Source organism: Neptunitalea lumnitzerae, from assembly GCF_027924185.1.
GTDB lineage: Bacteria > Bacteroidota > Bacteroidia > Flavobacteriales > Flavobacteriaceae > Neptunitalea > Neptunitalea lumnitzerae.
In genome coordinates this window covers 262,368-279,709 of sequence record NZ_BRVO01000001.1, presented here as the reverse complement: position 1 = coordinate 279,709, position 17,342 = coordinate 262,368, and the positions used below count along the sequence as shown (strand labels likewise).

Genomic DNA, 17,342 nt, shown 5'->3' with positions numbered 1-17,342 from the left:
GTACAAAAATACATTTTTATTTGTAAAAAACTATTTTTAGATTTGTCTAAATTTAAAATTAGACTATGGTTAATTTGTTGAGGTGTATAGTGTTGATGGGGTTAGTGCAAATTACTTGTGCTCAAAATATCATAAAAGGACAGGTAGTAGATGCAGCAGGTACAGGGTTGCCCTATGCTAGTGTATACATTAAAAATACGGCTATTGGCGTGGCTACCACAGAAGATGGAAGTTTTACACTCTCACATTCTTTACAGGGTAAACAAACGTTGATAGTATCTTATACAGGGTTTAAGCCATACAGCACTACTTTAGTGGTAGCTAATAATGTAGTATTAGAAATAGTTTTAGAGGAAGATACTACATTAGATGAGGTGGTGGTATCGGGTAGTTTAAAAGCGGTGAGCCGACTAAAAAGCCCCATACCGGTGGCGGTGTATAGTCCTGCTTTTTTACAGAAGAATCCAACACCAAATATTTTTGAAGCCTTACAAAATGTAAATGGGGTGCGTCCACAGCTGAATTGTAATATTTGTAATACAGGGGATATTCATATCAACGGATTAGAAGGACCTTATACGATGGTACTTGTTGATGGTATGCCTATTGTAAGCGGGCTCTCCACTGTGTATGGGTTAAGTGGTATCCCTAATTCGCTTATTGAACGGGTGGAGGTAGTAAAAGGTCCTGCCTCTAGTTTATATGGTAGCGAGGCAGTGGGAGGACTTATCAATATTATAACAAAACAAAATTTTAGTGCCCCAAAACTATCGGTAGATGCTTATACTACCAGTTGGTTAGAGAATAATTTAGATATTGGCTTTAAAACCAATTTGGGTAAAAAGACTTCTCTTCTAACAGGAGTGAATTACTATTATTTTGATAATCCCACCGATAATAACAATGATAATTTTACCGATGTAACCTTACAGCACCGAGTTTCAGTATTTAATAAAGTTAGTTTTGAACGGCCTGAACAGCGTAAGTTTACCTTAGCAGGGCGCTATTTTTATGAAGACCGATGGGGAGGTGAAATGCAATGGGAACCGAAGTATCGTGGGGGTGATGAGGTATATGGCGAAAGTATTTATACCAATAGAGTGGAGTTACTAGGGAGTTACCAGTTGCCATTTAAAGATTTGGTAATGCTAAATACGTCTTATACATATCACGACCAAAATTCGGTTTATGGAAATACCCTGTTTGATGCCCAACAAGAAATTGCCTTTGCTCAGCTAACTTGTTTTAAGAGTTTTGAGAAAGATGAGTTGCTATTAGGAAGTGCTGTAAAATATAATTATTATCAAGATAATACGGTAGCTACACCCACTGCCGATGAGGTAACTATTCCTGGGGTGTTTGTACAAAACGAACATACTTTTAATGAGCATCATAGTATACTGCTAGGGGCACGATGGGATTATGATAAACGTCATGGGCATATAGTTACGCCTCGTATTGCTTATAAATTGAATACTAGTAACGATGCCGTACTTAGATTAAATGCCGGTGCCGGGTTTAGAGCTGTAAGTATTTTTACAGAGGAACATGCTGCTTTAACTGGTGCAAGGGAAGTTATTATTGAAGAAGACTTGAAACCAGAGCGTTCTATGAATGTAAATCTAAACTACTTGCAACGCTTTTACTTGAAAGGTGGATTGGTAGCTACCGTGGATGCCTCGGCATGGTATACGTATTTTAGCAATCAGATTTTACCTGATTATGATACGAATGCCAATGAGATTAGGTTTGCTAATTTAGCAGGGCATGCGGTTACCCAAGGGGTAAGTGCAGATGTAGAACTTAGTTTTCCTAATCAGATTACCATAAGTGCAGGCGCTACTTTGATGGATGTTACCAAAACAGAACAGGGAATTAAAAGTAGACAACAACTTACGGAGCGTTTTTCGGGAACATGGTCGGTGTCTTATACTACCGAAAATAATGATTGGACATTTGACTATACAGGGAATGTTTATGGTTCCATGTTATTGCCTTTGGCAGGTGAGTATGATCCGCGCGCTCCATATTCGCCTACATGGAGCATACAAAACATTCAGGCTACTTTTAAAAAAGTAAAAAACCTTGAGCTTTACGGAGGGGTTAAGAACTTATTAAATTGGACACCTGATAAAAGCGTACCATTTTTAATTGCTGGTGCTAACGACCCATTTGATGAAAATGTGCAGTATGATACCAATGGGAATGTGTTGCAAACCGCTAATAACCCCTATGCACTTACTTTTGATCCTGGCTATGTATATGCACCCAACCAAGGTATTCGTGGGTTTATAGGGTTGAGGTATACAATCTTGTAATTTTTTAGAGTATCGTCACCCTGAACAGGATTCAGGGTCTCATCAGAGTGAGCCAAGTATTATGTTAGCTTTTAGTGTGATGCTGAAACGAGTTCAGCATGACGTTTTTTGTTGTGTTTTTTCAGAGTATCGTCACCCTGAAGGTGATTCAGGGTCTCATCTGAGTGAGCTATGTTGTTTGTTAGTTTGTATTGGGATGCTGAAATCGGAGATTCAACGTAGTTAATCAAATCAGCATGACGTTTTGGATATGTTTATCAGAGTATCGTCACCCTGAAGGTGATTCAGGGTCTCATCAGAGTGAGCCATGTGGTACGTTAGCTTTTTGTGAGATGCTGAAACGAGTTCAGCATGACGTTTTTTGTTGTGTTTTTTCAGAGTATCGTCACCCTGAACATGATTCAGGGTCTTATCAGAGTGAGCGATGCAATACGTTAGTTTGTTGTGGGATGCTGAATCGAGTTCAGTATGACGTTGTTTTTGTGTTTTTTCAGAGTATCGTCACCCTGAAGGTGATTCAGGATCTCATTTGAGTAAGCCATGCAGTACGTAAGCTATTTGTGTGATGCTGAAACAAGTTCAGTATGACGTTGTTTTTGTGTTTTTAGATTATCGTCACCCTGAACGAGATTCAGGATCTCATCTGAGTAAGCCATGCAGTACGTAAGCTATTTGTGCGATGCTGAATCGAGTTCAGCATGACGTCTTTTTTTAGAGTATCGTCACCCTGAACGAGATTCCGGTTCCCATCAGAGTAAGCTATGTAGTACGTTAGCTTCTTGTGTGTTGCTGAAATCGGAGATTCAACGTAGTTAATCAAGTTCAGCATGACGTTGTTAACCAAATCAATCATGTCCTAAAAACACAAACGGGTCTTTTATAAATGCTTCCCAATCTTTTAAAAGTGCTTCTTTAATCGGTTTTAGTTCTGGTATAGGCGTATCGGTTGTAAGCTCTGTGCGTATTACAAATTTTAGTAAGGTATAGCAGGCTGTAAATTGTCCGCAGGCAACCAGGTTTTTTAAACGCTGTACATCACGGTCGGCGGGTACAAACCAAAGGGTGGTACCAAAACTAGCTGCAATTTCAGCAGAATTAAAAATAGCGGTGCTAGGTTCTGGTATGTGTTTTAGTACTTCAATATCTAAAGTACGTTCAGCATTCATATTTTTATAAACCTGTTTACTTTCAGTATACTTTTCCTTGGTAAGCGCATTGATAAGTGCCGAGGCACGTCTGCCTTCTAAATCGTCACTTTTATAAAATAAGTCATAATTAAGGCGTCTAATCTGGTTTAAGAAAACATAATTAATCATAGAAGAACCAGAGGTAAGGCGCTCGGTAATCATTCTTTTCAAAACCCCTAATCCAATTTGGTCAAAGGCTTTAAGCTTGTCCTCATAAAAATGAGGTATCACAGCTTTTATTTTATTGTGCAGAAATTTATAAAAATACAGCACTAGGTATTTGCCTAAAAATAACAATACACCGCCCATTAATAAAAAGCTACCAAACACCAATGCCCAATCACTTATACACAACGGGGTTAGTAGACCAAAAATAATGCCTGCTGCACCTAGTATGATAAAAATAGTAGGCAAAACATTATTTTTCAACCAGCTTCCTGCTTTGTTTAACAGTTGGTCAATAGTACTTGTTTTATCAGTATTAGTGGTACTTGGTGCCCAGGGCGGCATGGTACCACTCCCTACATCACAATTTAAAATAAGATCGTATTGGGGTAAGTTGTTTTCCTTTTTTCGTTTGTCGGCAAGCATGGTGCTACCAATACCTTGGTTATCTACAATACCGCCATCCATAATACCAACACCCGCTCTAAAGTCGGCATCTTGCATTAGTTGTTTATAGGTTATAGAGTCCTTTGCAAAATAATCATTGGGCATAGTAAGCGGTTCAAAACCTAACGGAAAGCAAGAAGAAGAGGCGATAATATCCGCAAGGTAAAAGTCACCCTTATGGTTCTGTAGTCCGTCTTTATCTCTAAAATAGTAATTACCAAACAAGCCATTATTCTGAAAACGGAATGCCAATCCGTTTGTAAATTCAGTAGCATTAAAGCAAAAATCTGCAAGGGAACCTTCGGCAGGTTTCAAATCGGCAAAGGTTTCTTCGGTAAGTAGTTCTCTATAGGCAATAGAAAAGGCATTGATAAGGGATTGTTTTTTAAAAGTATGCTTCCAAATCTCATCATCTTCCATAATAGTGAGAGCCTTTTCTAATAGAAGGTCATCATCTAAAAACTCATAGAAGAACGCATAGAAATCTTCAAACGAACGTTCGTTAGCTTTAAAAAGCGTAAAAATTACCCCCGTTAACGTACCACCACTAACAGTACTAAGTCCGTTAATGTTGTCTAAAAGGGGGCTTTTTAATTGAGTTGCGGGGTCAATTATTTCAACATGATTAAAGTAAGATAAAATACCTAATGAAAAGCCGGCAGCACGGTATCCGCCTCCGCTAAAACATAATGCAATATTTTGTAACATGCTACAGGTTTTTAAGATGAGATTTGGCGTGTGTAGTTTATAAAATAGTATGAATCAATACAATACCTGTCTGTGGGTATTTTTAAAATGTTTCTGTGTTACAAAAATACCAAGAAGTAGGTATTTCTAACAATTAAAAAAGCTATAATATTGCTTTATAACAAAAACCATATTCAAAATCCCCTTGTCTTGGTCACGATCACCTATCAACAGAGATGTTGAAGCACCTACTTTTTAAGCTAATTTAGATTGATATGTTATGAAAAAAATTAACTATGTATGGGCATGTTTGCTAACATTGTGCCTATGTTCTTGTGACAAGAATACAAAACCAGGGGCTCAGGACGCTCCTGATGATGAACCAACGTATGAATATACTAAAGTAACACCAGTACCTTTTCCGGTACTAGATATTGCAGGATTTTCTTTTCCTGAAGACCCTAACAAACTTATAGATTGGGTAGAGAAAGAGCAAAATGACTCCATTTACATACACGGATGGGGTATTTGGGCTGGGTTAACAAAACTTACGGGGCAGGTAGTAGAGGAAGATGCCATGCACGTATACGAAACTTGGTTAACTCCGCCTGAAATGATTAGCGTCATTAAAACAGATTCCTTTTTACGTAGTAACCGTTCTAACCTAAAAAAACCACATCAGTTAACTCATTTCGGACAAGCACCTGCATTTAAAGCTATTAAGTTTCAAGATACTGTAGTAGTAAACAACGCCATAAAAGAGTCGGTAGCCTATGACCCAACTGCGGCAGAGCACGCTATAAAAAATAAGCTGTTTATGGCCACCTCTTTACTTGATATTTATAAGCAATCAGATTCTTTAATAAAAAACATACCACCTTTTCCTAGTACGGGTATCACCATTAAACCGGTGTATAAATTACTTAAAACTAGTACATCTGGTTTAGAAGTTTTTCCTATTGCTTCTTGGCACGGAACAACCGATGATTTTACTGAATTTCCTGAAAAAGACTGGAAGAGTTATGTGTATGTAAATACAGCCAATGAGGGTATGGGCAATGGTAGCCAGTTAATGGTGGGTGACAACCCAACACCTGAACAGATTGATAAGGCAACCTATAAGTTAAATGATTTTATTTACTATGTGTTAAATGAGGAAGATGCCGAAGCTTACAATAAAGATATTGATAAAGATGAGGTGAAAGCAGTACCAGGTGATACAGTTATTTTGGTGGCAATGCACGTTACTACCAGAGAAATTGAACGCTGGACATGGCAAACGTTTTGGTGGGCACCAGATGCTGATAATCCTCCGTTACCTAGTAGTAGTGAAATAGCCTCTTATCGTCCGGATGCTTTAGAAGGTGCGGCAAGTCATTATGCAATGTCAGTTGCGTATTATATGGTAAACCCTACAGAAAATAAGTATACGGCACCAAAGGAACAACGCACTAATTATGCATTTAACCCATATTTGGAAGCAGGATTTGGATACTCGGTGTTTGATGATGATTTAAGTTATGTAGAAACGCCTGGTGAAGCTACTCCTACCTATGTGGGTGTGCGTACCAATTGTATGAGTTGCCACGCCATGGCAACCGTAAATCCAGCTGAATTTAGTATGATGGATAGCAGTATTTTTTCGGTTACACCTTATGTAGGTAATGCCTATATAGGTTTGAATGATAGCGCGTTTAAACACCAGTTAAAAATTGATTTTGCGTGGTCTGTACAAGGTAATATAGATACCACTGGATTAGCAAATTATATGAAACAAATGAAACAATAAGTGAAGTAGTTTATTTATTGATTGGTCGGGGGCATCTGCTGTTATACATAGTTAGGTGCCCTTTTTTTGTTAAATACCATGAAACTATTTTCTAATATCAGGAAGTTAGTATATTCGTATCTACAATAAGTTAAATTTTTTTTAGATATGAAATTACATCACACCCTAATGGCATTGCTTTTTTGTTTTGTTTGTACCGCAGGAATGGCGCAAAAGGAAGAGTGGAAAACGTATAAAAATAAGAAATTAGGGTATTCAGTTATGTATCCTAAAGAGTGGAAAGCTAAGGGTGGTGAAAACGGGTTCTATTGTGGGAAAGAGTCGGGCTTTGGTAATGCTGAATTTATGATTATGTGGAGTGACGTAACTGACCAAGATCGTATTGACTTTATCTTTAACGATGCAGACTTTTATCAAGGATACGATGTACAACGTGAAACTATTACTATTAATGGAAAAGAGGCAGAGCGTATTATTGCTACCAAGTCTAGTAACCCCGATTTATATAGCGAAATAGTAATTCTTAAAACACCTGAAAAATGGTATAAGTTTGAAAATGCAGGAGTGAAAGACTTTCGTTTTCAACGTTTCTATGAGAGTTTTACTTTTTAGATAATGGAAAGCTGTGCAGAAATACTAAGAGAATTACATAGCCTAGCAGATGCTTCGGTAATTGAAAATAAGCAAAAGCGTTTTGGTATTGTTGCTGATAATGCGTTAGGGATTTACCAGAAAGATTTGAATGCTTTAGCAAAACAATTACCTAAAGATACTAAGTTGGCTATGGAACTTTTTGATACGGGTGTTTACGAGGCAAGGTTACTATGTGCTAAATTGTTTAAGCCTGCCCATCTGACAGAAGAAATTGCTGAAAAATGGGTAAAGAGCTTCACGAATTGGGAAGACTGTGATTCTTTTTGCTTGGCTGTTTTTGGTAAAAGTAACTTGGCTTTGCATTGTATTTTAGAATTTACCCAACGTACACCTGAATATGAGAAGAGAGCTGGTTTAGCAACGATGGCTTCTTATTGTATGGCCGACAAAAAAGCTACGAACGATATTTACGAGCAACTTTTAGAAATTGTAGAACAGCATGCAACCGATGAGCGTTTATACGTTAAGAAAGCTGTTAATTGGGCGTTGCGAAGTATTGGTAAACGTAATCGAGATTTACAAAAAGAAGCAATTGCTTGCGCCAACAGGTTGGTACAAACTAAAAATAAAACGGCTTACTGGGTAGGGAGTAATGCCTTGCAAGAGCTAACCAAAAAAGAGGTGCGTATGTCTGATTATCCAAGAAGCATTTACCGACCTTCTGTTTAAAGAACCTCAACCTACTTAATCTTTGTTATTGAGTAAATCTGTGGTTTCTAAAAAATCTGTAGCGTCTTTTAAGTTGGTGAATATTTTATCGGCAGCGTTTAAATTAGCATGAGCTTCTACATCATGTTGTACGGCAAAACAACGCAAATTAGCAGCTTTAGCGGCAGTTACGCCACTGTTGGTGTCTTCAAAAACAATCATGCTTTCAGGGGTGTCACCAATTTTTTCAATAGCTGTTATATAACTTTCAGGATGTGGCTTGCTGTGGGTTACATCAGATCGGGTCACTTCAAATTCAAAGTACTTGTTTAGACCTGTTTTCTCAAAAATAATATCAATGGTCAACCGTGGACTACCAGTAACTAAATAAAGAGGGTAGCCTCTGTCTTTAAAAAAGTTGAGCGTTTCTATAGCGTATGGCATAAACTCCGGTTCGTGCGCTTTTAATAGCGTATGAAAGGTGTGCTCTCGCTTTTCTGAAAATTCTTCTACCGTCATAGGTAGGTTAAACATATCAATAAATGACTTTGCGTTTGCTGGGGTAGGTATACCTGCATACGTTTTAAGGTAATGCTCAAAATCATCAAGTTGCACATTGTAAGGTTTTAATGTTTCATTCCAACCTTTAAAATGCAGTGCTTCAGAATCTGCCAGTGTGCCGTCAAAATCAAAAATAATATGTTTTAGTTTCATGGTAAGTATTTATGTGATTCACCTAATATACAAAGGTCTCTTAGCAATGCCTTGCTATTAACACAATCTTAGCGTTGTCTTCTTTTTTGTTTGATTTTTACCAGAACGTACATACCCATAGCAATAGTGGCTGCTATAAGAATGTAAAATGCAATAGGTAATGAGTTTGCATTTTCAACACCAATAGTTTGGTTCATGTTTTTTGGGTCAATAAAGGAAACAGTATCAAAAAAGCGATCTTTCATTTGTTGGTTTGCTTCACCTTTACTTCCGTAGCTAAGCGCATAAAACGTATCACCTATTAAAAATATTTTTGCTTCGTAATATTGTAAATCTCCATTTGATTGGGCAACTACTTGTGCCCCCGATAAACTTTGACTTTCAATGTACTCAACCGTTGCATTAGAGATTTCGTATGTATCTTCTAAGTATTCAATAACTTCTTCGTAGAATGTTTTTAAACCTTCTTTATTGTATGGTAAATCTAAAAGGTACGATTGCCCATCGGTAGTTTTTTTAACCTTACCTTTTATAACTTCGCAAAAGCTTTCATTTGTATGTACAATATGATTGGTAATGTTTGCATACGCATTAGTGCTTTCTGTTTTTTTAACCGTACCTGGCATCTCAACTCCAAAGTTGTTATCAAATTTGTAGGTATGCCAAATAATGTTTTGTGCTTGTAGGCTGGTTAGTGTACACACAAGTAAGGCGGTAAAAACTATTTTTTTTATCATGTTTTAGAGGTTGGTTTTGAATAACAAATATATGCCATCTGCATTTTTTACCCAAAGATGTTTGATTGGGTTACTTTATTTAAAAAATAAAAGCACCTTACTGTTTTAGTAAGGTGCTTATATATATAGTTGAATGTTAGTTGCTAATTTAAGTCGTTGTTGAATAAGTCAGTAATACTCTTTTTAGAAATAGTGCCAAAGCCAAAATCAACCGATAAGCCTGCAATAAGATTTTCTTTAGAGGTATCGTAAAGTTCATGGTAATCTTTACCAAAGTTAAATGATACCAGTATATCATTTGTAATGTTATACCCAACATTTAGTAATAGTTTATCAGTGTTCTTTTCGCTATTAATTCTATAGATGTATTCTAATTCTAACGAGAACTGATCTAAGTCTAAAGCAGTTTGTAGTCCTATATCAAAATTTTGTTCCAGATTAATAGCATTTGCATAGGGGTCAATGCCTTTTATAAAATCATTATTAATGTTGGTATACCTAATGAGGTTGGTAAACTCAAAAGGAGACGGTACATTATCTCCATTTTCATCTTTCTTAATAGGTCGGTAGGTAAAAGTAGACCATATTCCCTGTTGTGGTGAGGTTATAGTAGCTGCATTGGCAATTCCTACGGCTCCATTAATTTCCCAAATAAGGCCGTATCTTTCATTTTTAACTTTGTCTAGGTAGGTTTTAAACGCTTCTAAAGTTTTATTTCTAGACTTTGTTTTAATACTAGTGTCAAGTACCTCTACAATTTCATTTTTATTTATTGTTGCGTCTATATCTTCAAAAATTAGGTCAATTAAGTTTAAAAGTTCTTCTTGATCACCTTCTTTTTTAAGGGCATTTTTTAACTCATCAGTAGCTATAGTAGCCTCTGGTTTTGTAGCGATAAATGCTGTAGCTCTTAATATGAGTGAAGAATTATATGATGTTAGTTTTTTGTATTGAGCTACTAGCCGTTGATATTTTGTACTATCAAAAGAAGCGGGTAATCCGTTTAAAATAAACATTCTGGCACCCACACCAATGGCTTCAATATTAGTAGAATCATTGATTTTATAAGTTGTATTGGCTGCTAACGAAAACGATAAGGTTTTTAACCCCTTATAATTGTTTATATAGTCCTCGTAATTAAAGTTTTTTCTTTTGCTTAAGGTATAAGGGTTAAATTCTAATGCAAAGTTATTTGGAACTAAGATGTTATTGGTAGAGTCTACAAAATTGTTTAACAATACAGCTTCAAAACCTTTTAATGACTTTGGTCTGCTAATTTCGTTAGCATCTGAATTGATAATGGTAGCAGCAGGGAAAGAAGGAGCATTCAGGTCTTCAAAACTTTGGCTATATAAAGCACTTCCAAAACAAAGACAGATGATGATGAATAGTGGTTGAAAACGTTTCATTTTTGTAGGTTTAGATTAGATAAAGGTAACAGTGAAAATATAGGTGGGCTGTTCATCTTGCGGTTCTACCGCTGGTGAGCCTGTATAATGGTTAGGAAAGGTATACTCCAATTCAGCAATATTATTCTCTAAAAATAGGTGTTCTATTTTAATCTGACCTCCATCCGGGTTTCCTGAGGCCCCTACAAATACTATTGTTTTTCCTTTTAATTGTTTTCCTGTACCAACTTGAATCTTTCCTCCATAATGAACCATTTTTTCGTTGTTAAGAATATCGTAGAAAGAAACGGTAGCAATAGTACCATGATAGGTGTTTAATTTAAGCATTACTTCGCTATGATCATTATTTACTTTCATTACAAGTTTGCCAGATTTTTCAATGTAGACTGCCATAATACATAGGTTTTAGATTGATTAATTTTTGGTAAAAGTAAATGGTTGTTGCGTGTTACTGAGTAGGTGTATGCCTAATCATGCAAAGGATAAATCCTAACGCTTTTTGTGTAAATTTACAAAAAACAAGAAAAGATTTGTTACAGTTTTTTTTAGATGCTAGGTAGAGAATGAGAATGGTATAGACTATTTGGTAGCTCTGTATCTTCCCACTACTTGATAAGCCCAGTAATTAATAGTTTCTTTCATTAAAAAACTAAACTTTTTACTGGTAGATCTGTACATAGATGTGGGAGTAGGTGAAGGTAAAGCGTTAATACCTATTTGATGGCACATAGCCATGGCGCGTTTCATGTGGTATGGGTCAGAAACCAATAATGCCGTGTTTAGGTGATTGCTGTACATTACTTTCTTTGCATTTTTAATGTTGGAAAAAGTAATGGTAGAGGCTTCTTCTATTAATATTTTATCTTCGGGTACTCCTTTAGAAACTACAAAGTTTTTAGCTGCTTTACTGTCAGATATAGTTTGCCCTTCTCCGTAACCTCCGGTAAATATAATGTAGGTTACTTTGTGGCTTTTATAAAGTTCTACGGCATGTAAAATACGCTGTTCAAAAACATAAGAAATTTTACCTTTGCTAGTACCTGCCCCTAATACCAATGCTACATCTGATGGAGTTTCATAGTATTCATTGGCATAATTATGAATGCTTATTGCGGTGTAAGCAAAGCATCCTACAAGCAACAATAGCAATACAGAAATGTAAAATTTTATCTTTTTTCTTTTGGTCATAAAAAGCAATCAGTGCTTAGCAATTTAACGACTAAAATAGAAAATAGTTGTGGTTTGGCTATACAACAGACAAAATATTAACTAATTCCGTTAATTTTTGTGAGAGAGTTTAGTTGTTCTATCCCGTTTTTTTCTTCACTTAGTTCAACAGCCTTTCTAAAACTGATTCCGTATAATTGTAGTAAAGTATCTAATTGTTGTTTTTTCTGGTTAGCTTCTTTTTTTGCTTTGAGGTAGTTTACAAAAGATTTAACTGCATAGAGTACTAAAATAATCATAGCAGCTACTAAACTTACCGGAATAGCATAAATTTTATAGCTTTTAACAGCAAAACCTTCTGATGTTAAACGAATGAATTCTTCTGTTTGTACATATGCAGATAGGGCTAACCCCATAGACATGGCTAATACAATAAGCAATATGGTTTTTACGTAGGTATATAGCTGGTCTTTTTCTAGGGAAGCATTTAAGGTATGTACTGCTGCAATTTTTTTACTTAATAAGGTACTCCATTGTATTTTTGGGCAAGTCTTATTAAAGTTAGGTTTTTCATGCGTAAGCCCACATAAAGTACCTTTAAACACGTTTTTTTCTTGGTGGGTACAGTAATTGCAATGTTGATGTTTTTCTAACATACGAGTGCTAAAAGTAAGGTATTAACTCTTTTTTTTCTTTTTAGGTTTTGGTTCTGGTAGTTCTTTTACAGAAACACGCACTAATTCACTTAGCCACTCAGCATCTTCTAATTGTTCTTCTATTAAAAAACTATTTTTTGCACCTGAGTATGGCGGGGCTTCAACAGGCGTGCCTATATATTCTCTACCAGCTTGGGTAGGTTTTATAAATAGTTTGTTATCACAAATAAGTCCAAATATTTTACCATCGGAATATATGCCATATTCTCCAAACATTTTACGAGCATGTATAACGCCTGCGTTTTGTATTTGGTCTACAACAAAATCTACAAAGGTTTGATCAGATGCCATATGAATTTATTACTAGGGTAAAGGTACATATTAATAGTGAGTGGTAGCTATGTTAGTTTCAGAATCATATATCAATAGGCCAGCCGTGTCAGTTGATAGTTGTGCAATTTTTTTTCCGTTTTTATCCCATACTGCCGATAATCCTTCACTCATAAAGTCATCGCAAAACCCAATGCTATTGCAAACTAAGACAGGCATTTGGTATGTTTTTGCAATTTCTGCATAATGGTCTTCCGCCATTATCATACCACCTCCTGTTTTTGCGGCTGATACTATATACATCTCGGCTCCTAGTGCTTTGGCTTGTACAGCATGTTTTGGTTGTAAGGATTCGTAACAAATGGCAGGTGCAATTTTGTTTTTTTTAACTTCAAAAATAAGTTGCTTTTTACCTGGAGTAAAGTATAGTTCTTCGTCTGGGTGCAATAGCTGTTTTTCATAAATTTCTAACCCTGGCTTTCGCTGAAAAACAAGCATTCCAATGGCAATGCCTTCATCTGCTTGTACAGGTGCTCCAACAGCTATGGTAATATGGTGCTTTTCGCAGGCATCTCTAAAAAATTGAAGGTACCCATCTGAAGTTAATACGGTATGGGTTTTTGCTAATCGGGGTTCGTAACCGGTTAGTGAGAGTTCGGGGAAAACAATGAGTTTCACTTTTTCTTTGGCAGCGCGTTCTATAAACTGTAAGTGTGTAGCCATATTAGTGGCTATAGACCCTGCAATTGGTTGAATTTGTGCTAAGGCTATTTTCATAGCCTTAAGATATTAAAATTTTTAATTCTATATGATATAGTGAATTGCTATTAAAAACGATAACTCAATGTAATACCATTGTCTAACGCCCAGCTATCTTGTTCAGATTTAAAAGCGATAATTGGCACATAATCGTTAAAAAAGTCGGGATCTATATCTCCAGTAAATGAGATGTATGATAGACCAATGGTAATGCCTAAAGAAAAATGATCTCCATATTGTCTATGCAATCCATACCCAAATGAAAATACGTTTGAATTAGCATAGGTTAATGGTTCATCAAACGGAATCTCAAACCAATCGGCTCTATATTCGTCTCTAGCATAGATAAAGTTAGCACTATTGCCGGCTGTGTTTTTTCCTAATTTTTGTCTTCTTCCAAAATTAGTATAGTATCTAGATTCCAATGCTACTTTGGGTACTAAGCCCGAAGGAACAATTAAAAATAAAAACTCGTTAGATACTGTCATAGCAACTCCTGCTTCTGCGCGTAAAGATAGGTTGTTGGCTAGTCTGGTTTCGTTGTAAAAGTCAAGCCCAGTGTCTAGTTGAATACCCCAAATACTTTTTTCTAGATTTTCATTTTGGGCAATAGCAATGTGTGAGCTTAATAGTGCCACTAAGGTCATAAACATCCATTTTTTCATAAAGGTGAATTTTAGCTTGTATGTTTATTTATAGATGCTTGCATAACCTAATGGTTGCGTAAATTAGGTCTTTTAGTTAAACAGCCTAACATATCATATTTATTTTTGAGTAAACGTAAATGTACCTCCGCCTTGTTCTAAAATCATAGTGTTATTATCTGGGTTAAATATAATTTTAATACCCGCCATATTATTGGTAAAGGTATGGTCTCCTTTATATTCTAAAGGGAAAGCAGGTTGCCCGGTACCTTGCCCCATTAAGGTAGTACCGCTAATGGTAAAGGTGATATCTAACGGTAGTTGTGGTGTAGTATATATACCAACATATTGTTGTAAGGTTTCAGCTGATATTTCCGTAGTTTCAAAATTGGGTATCTCAAAAGGCTTGTTGAACATAGCGCTTAAAAGTGCAATTGTAATTTCGTTACTATCATAATTCAAACCATTAGCAAGTATTACAAAACATAGGTTTTCTTCAGGGAAATAACCCAATGTGCTTCTATAGCCGTCAATACTTCCCATATGTCCGTATGCATATTTATCATTAAACGGAAACTTAAACAACCCCGATCCATACTCATCGGTAAGTGTTTCCATAGTAGCTAAAGATTTCTCGTTTATAATTTTATGATTAAAAAGAGCTACCCCAAACTGCGCTAGATTATCTGCGTTAGTAACAATACCCCCAGCACCCATAGGAATTGAAGGAGCCGTTAACGGTGCTTTTTTCCAATTGCCTGCAAAAGTGTATGAAGCCGTAGTTATGGTTTTAATATCTTCACCGTTGGCAAACCGAAGCTGTTCAAGTTGTAGCGGTTTGCTTATTTTTTCTTCTACAATGGTTTTAAAACTTTGGTTGTATGTATGTTCTAAAATGTACGATAATAGCACATAATTACTATTGCTATATTCCGCTTTACTACCAGGTGTAAAATCACTGCCTCCTTTTGCTATAATAGCTACCAGTTCTTTTTCGGTTTTAGCGGTAGTCATATAGGTTTTGTAATTGGGGTCATTAGTAAAGTTGGCTATACCACTATGGTGGTTTAGTAACTGTTGTATGGTAATTGATTTGGCATTTGGTACGGATGGGAACCAAGTATTTAGTTTGTCAGATAGTTTTAACTTACCCTCTTCAATAGCTTTAAAAACCAGCGTTGCAGTTACGGTTTTAGAGATAGACCCAATGCGGTATACTGTATTTCTTTTATTTGGGATATTGTCTTCTATAGTGGCATAACCTACCGATTTTGTATAGAATTTTTCTCCATTTCTATACACCATAACCGTTCCCATAAACTTGTTGTGCTTTTCTAATGCATTAAAATAGCGGTCTAAGTTTTTGGTGTTAACCCAATTGTTTTCTTGGGCAAAACTAACAGTTGAGCAACCTAAACATAGTATTACTAAAACGTGTAAAAGATATTTCATAGACAATGTTTTATTAATAGGTAGGGTGGTATGTTGTTTTGTTACAGTTGATTACTGAATAAACTTAATTAGAATTGTTGTGCTTTTTAAAATTTAACAAGAGGTTTTTCTTAACACTTATCCATTCGCTGTTGGTTATGGAAAAAATTACGGTGTCTCTATAACTGCCATCGGTATTAATTCTATGATTTCTAATTACGCCATCTTGTTTTGCTCCTAAACGAGCAATGGCTGCTCTAGATTGATGGTTGTGCCAGTTGGTTGAAATTTGTACGGCTATACAGTTTAGCTTTTCAAAAGCTAGCTGTAGCATTAAGTATTTACATTCGCTATTTACTGCAGTACGTTGGTAACTTTTTGCATACCATGTGTAGCCTAGTTCTAAGCGTCTGTTGCTGGGGTCCATTTGGTCAAAACGGGTAGTGCCAATAATGGTGTTCGTAGGTTTGTAGATAACTACGTACGGAAACTGATATCCTGTTTCCTTATGTTTTAGGGCTGTACCCATATAGTTTTCTATAGTGTCTTCAGAAGGTACAGAGGTATACCATAAATCCCAAAGTTCACCATCTGAAGCAGCTTTTAAAAGTGCTTCTTTATGACTAATTTCCATAGGAATTAGTTGTACGGTGTTATGTTCTAATATCGGTTGTTGTGTCCAATTTTCCATACTAGCTAAGATAGCAGATATAATTATAACCTATTCGGGTTTACGTACGAATCATCTCTTTATGGTAAATAAATTCAGTTTTTGTAACTAATTTTTCGGGTAACTCTTTTAATGGTTTTTTTAGATTCTGGTGTGTGCATTACTACTTTTTCATAGGTCCAGTTTCCTTTTTTGTCATATTTGTATTCAATGGTGTATGTAGTTTCACTTTCAATATAGCTGGTAGGCCAATACATTTCAGAAACATCTCCGTGCTCATTGGTATTTATAATAAAATACGGATTAAAATATTTCAATTGTTTTAAAACCCTTCTACCATTAAAGTTATAGACTTCATACAAAAAAGTACCTTCAGCAATGCTGTAGGTTGCAGTGGCGTAAGATTCTAAATAACCGTCGGGAGTAAAGTTTTCTATTTTGGTAGGGTGACCAAATTCGTTAAAGGTAACCTTATACGTGTTTAAGGTATCATCATCTTTTGTAACATTCAGGATGGTTTTGGTGTTTTGTGTATATACATATTTGGTTCGGGTATACCGTAATCTTTGCTTATATTTTGAATAGCTCTCCTGATAAATTTTTCTTCCTAAAGAATCTAGATGTATGGTTCCTCGGTACGATTTATTTGTATAACCTATGGATTGCGGATTATAGTACTGGTAGTGTATATTACTTTTTTCTCCTCTATCTTCTATGGTTACGATAATCTCTTTAGGTTCACCGTGTTTTACTTTATAATAACCCTGTCTAGTTGGTATTAATAGTGATAGCTCAGTATCAATAGATGTTTGGGCGTATATAGCACCAGTAATAGTTAATAATAGAAATAGACAAAAATGGCTTTTCATTTATTGAATAGTTGATGTGTAGTTGTCTAAAATAAAAAAAACGATTTACACTAGGTAGATC

General features: G+C 35.9%; 17 protein-coding genes. 4 read left to right on the top strand and 13 right to left on the bottom strand.

The features are described from left to right. Positions 1-65 precede the first annotated feature (65 nt). Positions 66-2,318, top strand: a complete 2,253-nt coding sequence (locus Y10_RS01235; RefSeq protein WP_281763540.1) for a TonB-dependent receptor — start codon at positions 66-68, stop codon at positions 2,316-2,318. A gap of 845 nt (positions 2,319-3,163) precedes the next feature. Here Y10_RS01235 and Y10_RS01230 read toward each other — a convergent pair. Then, positions 3,164-4,825 carry a patatin-like phospholipase family protein gene (locus Y10_RS01230; RefSeq protein ID WP_281763539.1) on the bottom strand — a complete coding sequence of 554 codons (1,662 nt, stop codon included), beginning with the start codon at positions 4,823-4,825 and terminating at the stop codon, positions 3,164-3,166. A gap of 259 nt (positions 4,826-5,084) precedes the next feature. Here Y10_RS01230 and Y10_RS01225 point away from each other — a divergent pair, with 259 nt between their 5' ends. The 3 genes from Y10_RS01225 to Y10_RS01215 all read left to right on the top strand — a co-directional run bounded on the left by Y10_RS01225 (position 5,085) and on the right by Y10_RS01215 (position 7,916). Next, entirely contained in the window at positions 5,085-6,593 is a 1,509-nt protein-coding gene (locus Y10_RS01225; protein WP_281763538.1) for a hypothetical protein, read from the top strand. 147 nt (positions 6,594-6,740) lie between these two features. After that, entirely contained in the window at positions 6,741-7,205 is a 465-nt protein-coding gene (locus Y10_RS01220; RefSeq protein WP_281763537.1) for a hypothetical protein, read from the top strand. Positions 7,206-7,208: 3 nt separating this feature from the next. Further along, a complete protein-coding gene (locus Y10_RS01215; protein ID WP_281763536.1) occupies positions 7,209-7,916 on the top strand; it encodes a DNA alkylation repair protein in 708 nt (235 codons plus the stop codon). A gap of 15 nt (positions 7,917-7,931) precedes the next feature. Here Y10_RS01215 and Y10_RS01210 read toward each other — a convergent pair whose 3' ends face one another. The 12 genes from Y10_RS01210 to Y10_RS01155 form a co-directional block, all read right to left on the bottom strand. Further along, positions 7,932-8,609, bottom strand: coding sequence for an HAD family hydrolase (locus Y10_RS01210; RefSeq protein ID WP_281763535.1), 678 nt, complete (start codon positions 8,607-8,609; stop codon positions 7,932-7,934). 68 nt (positions 8,610-8,677) lie between these two features. Next, positions 8,678-9,346, bottom strand: a complete 669-nt coding sequence (locus Y10_RS01205; protein WP_281763534.1) for a hypothetical protein — start codon at positions 9,344-9,346, stop codon at positions 8,678-8,680. A 143-nt stretch (positions 9,347-9,489) separates the two neighbouring features. Further along, on the bottom strand, positions 9,490-10,755 hold the full coding sequence (locus tag Y10_RS01200) for a hypothetical protein (RefSeq protein ID WP_281763533.1): 1,266 nt from the start codon (positions 10,753-10,755) through the stop codon (positions 9,490-9,492). A 15-nt stretch (positions 10,756-10,770) separates the two neighbouring features. Beyond that, complete coding sequence (locus tag Y10_RS01195) at positions 10,771-11,148, bottom strand: hypothetical protein (protein WP_281763532.1); 378 nt, start codon at positions 11,146-11,148, stop codon at positions 10,771-10,773. Between the two features lie 186 nt (positions 11,149-11,334). After that, positions 11,335-11,943, bottom strand: coding sequence for a YdcF family protein (locus tag Y10_RS01190; RefSeq protein ID WP_281763531.1), 609 nt, complete (start codon positions 11,941-11,943; stop codon positions 11,335-11,337). A 77-nt stretch (positions 11,944-12,020) separates the two neighbouring features. Beyond that, positions 12,021-12,578, bottom strand: coding sequence for a hypothetical protein (locus tag Y10_RS01185; protein WP_281763530.1), 558 nt, complete (start codon positions 12,576-12,578; stop codon positions 12,021-12,023). A gap of 21 nt (positions 12,579-12,599) precedes the next feature. Further along, on the bottom strand, positions 12,600-12,929 hold the full coding sequence (locus tag Y10_RS01180) for a TfoX/Sxy family protein (protein WP_281763529.1): 330 nt from the start codon (positions 12,927-12,929) through the stop codon (positions 12,600-12,602). Positions 12,930-12,959: 30 nt separating this feature from the next. After that, complete coding sequence (locus Y10_RS01175; RefSeq protein WP_281763528.1) at positions 12,960-13,685, bottom strand: carbon-nitrogen hydrolase family protein; 726 nt, start codon at positions 13,683-13,685, stop codon at positions 12,960-12,962. A 50-nt stretch (positions 13,686-13,735) separates the two neighbouring features. Beyond that, positions 13,736-14,332, bottom strand: coding sequence for a hypothetical protein (locus Y10_RS01170; protein WP_281763527.1), 597 nt, complete (start codon positions 14,330-14,332; stop codon positions 13,736-13,738). Between the two features lie 99 nt (positions 14,333-14,431). Further along, entirely contained in the window at positions 14,432-15,763 is a 1,332-nt protein-coding gene (locus tag Y10_RS01165) for a serine hydrolase domain-containing protein (protein ID WP_281763526.1), read from the bottom strand. Positions 15,764-15,827: 64 nt separating this feature from the next. Next, entirely contained in the window at positions 15,828-16,433 is a 606-nt protein-coding gene (locus tag Y10_RS01160; protein ID WP_281763525.1) for a GNAT family N-acetyltransferase, read from the bottom strand. A 74-nt stretch (positions 16,434-16,507) separates the two neighbouring features. After that, positions 16,508-17,281 carry a hypothetical protein gene (locus tag Y10_RS01155; RefSeq protein WP_281763524.1) on the bottom strand — a complete coding sequence of 258 codons (774 nt, stop codon included), beginning with the start codon at positions 17,279-17,281 and terminating at the stop codon, positions 16,508-16,510. Positions 17,282-17,342 lie beyond the last annotated feature (61 nt).

Excerpts from the sequence above, each read along its gene's own strand:
- Y10_RS01155 (WP_281763524.1), bottom strand. The coding sequence starts at position 17,281 with ATGAAAAGCCATTTTTGTCTATTTCTATTATTAACTATTACTGGTGCT.
- Y10_RS01195 (WP_281763532.1), bottom strand. The coding sequence starts at position 11,148 with ATGGCAGTCTACATTGAAAAATCTGGCAAACTTGTAATGAAAGTAAAT.
- Y10_RS01210 (WP_281763535.1), bottom strand. The coding sequence starts at position 8,609 with ATGAAACTAAAACATATTATTTTTGATTTTGACGGCACACTGGCAGAT.
- Y10_RS01235 (WP_281763540.1), top strand. The coding sequence starts at position 66 with ATGGTTAATTTGTTGAGGTGTATAGTGTTGATGGGGTTAGTGCAAATT.
- Y10_RS01190 (WP_281763531.1), bottom strand. The coding sequence starts at position 11,943 with ATGACCAAAAGAAAAAAGATAAAATTTTACATTTCTGTATTGCTATTG.
- Y10_RS01180 (WP_281763529.1), bottom strand. The coding sequence starts at position 12,929 with ATGGCATCTGATCAAACCTTTGTAGATTTTGTTGTAGACCAAATACAA.
- Y10_RS01170 (WP_281763527.1), bottom strand. The coding sequence starts at position 14,332 with ATGAAAAAATGGATGTTTATGACCTTAGTGGCACTATTAAGCTCACAC.
- Y10_RS01165 (WP_281763526.1), bottom strand. The coding sequence starts at position 15,763 with ATGAAATATCTTTTACACGTTTTAGTAATACTATGTTTAGGTTGCTCA.
- Y10_RS01185 (WP_281763530.1), bottom strand. The coding sequence starts at position 12,578 with ATGTTAGAAAAACATCAACATTGCAATTACTGTACCCACCAAGAAAAA.
- Y10_RS01175 (WP_281763528.1), bottom strand. The coding sequence starts at position 13,685 with ATGAAAATAGCCTTAGCACAAATTCAACCAATTGCAGGGTCTATAGCC.
- Y10_RS01200 (WP_281763533.1), bottom strand. The coding sequence starts at position 10,755 with ATGAAACGTTTTCAACCACTATTCATCATCATCTGTCTTTGTTTTGGA.
- Y10_RS01225 (WP_281763538.1), top strand. The coding sequence starts at position 5,085 with ATGAAAAAAATTAACTATGTATGGGCATGTTTGCTAACATTGTGCCTA.
- Y10_RS01220 (WP_281763537.1), top strand. The coding sequence starts at position 6,741 with ATGAAATTACATCACACCCTAATGGCATTGCTTTTTTGTTTTGTTTGT.
- Y10_RS01215 (WP_281763536.1), top strand. The coding sequence starts at position 7,209 with ATGGAAAGCTGTGCAGAAATACTAAGAGAATTACATAGCCTAGCAGAT.
- Y10_RS01205 (WP_281763534.1), bottom strand. The coding sequence starts at position 9,346 with ATGATAAAAAAAATAGTTTTTACCGCCTTACTTGTGTGTACACTAACC.
- Y10_RS01160 (WP_281763525.1), bottom strand. The coding sequence starts at position 16,433 with ATGGAAAATTGGACACAACAACCGATATTAGAACATAACACCGTACAA.
- Y10_RS01230 (WP_281763539.1), bottom strand. The coding sequence starts at position 4,825 with ATGTTACAAAATATTGCATTATGTTTTAGCGGAGGCGGATACCGTGCT.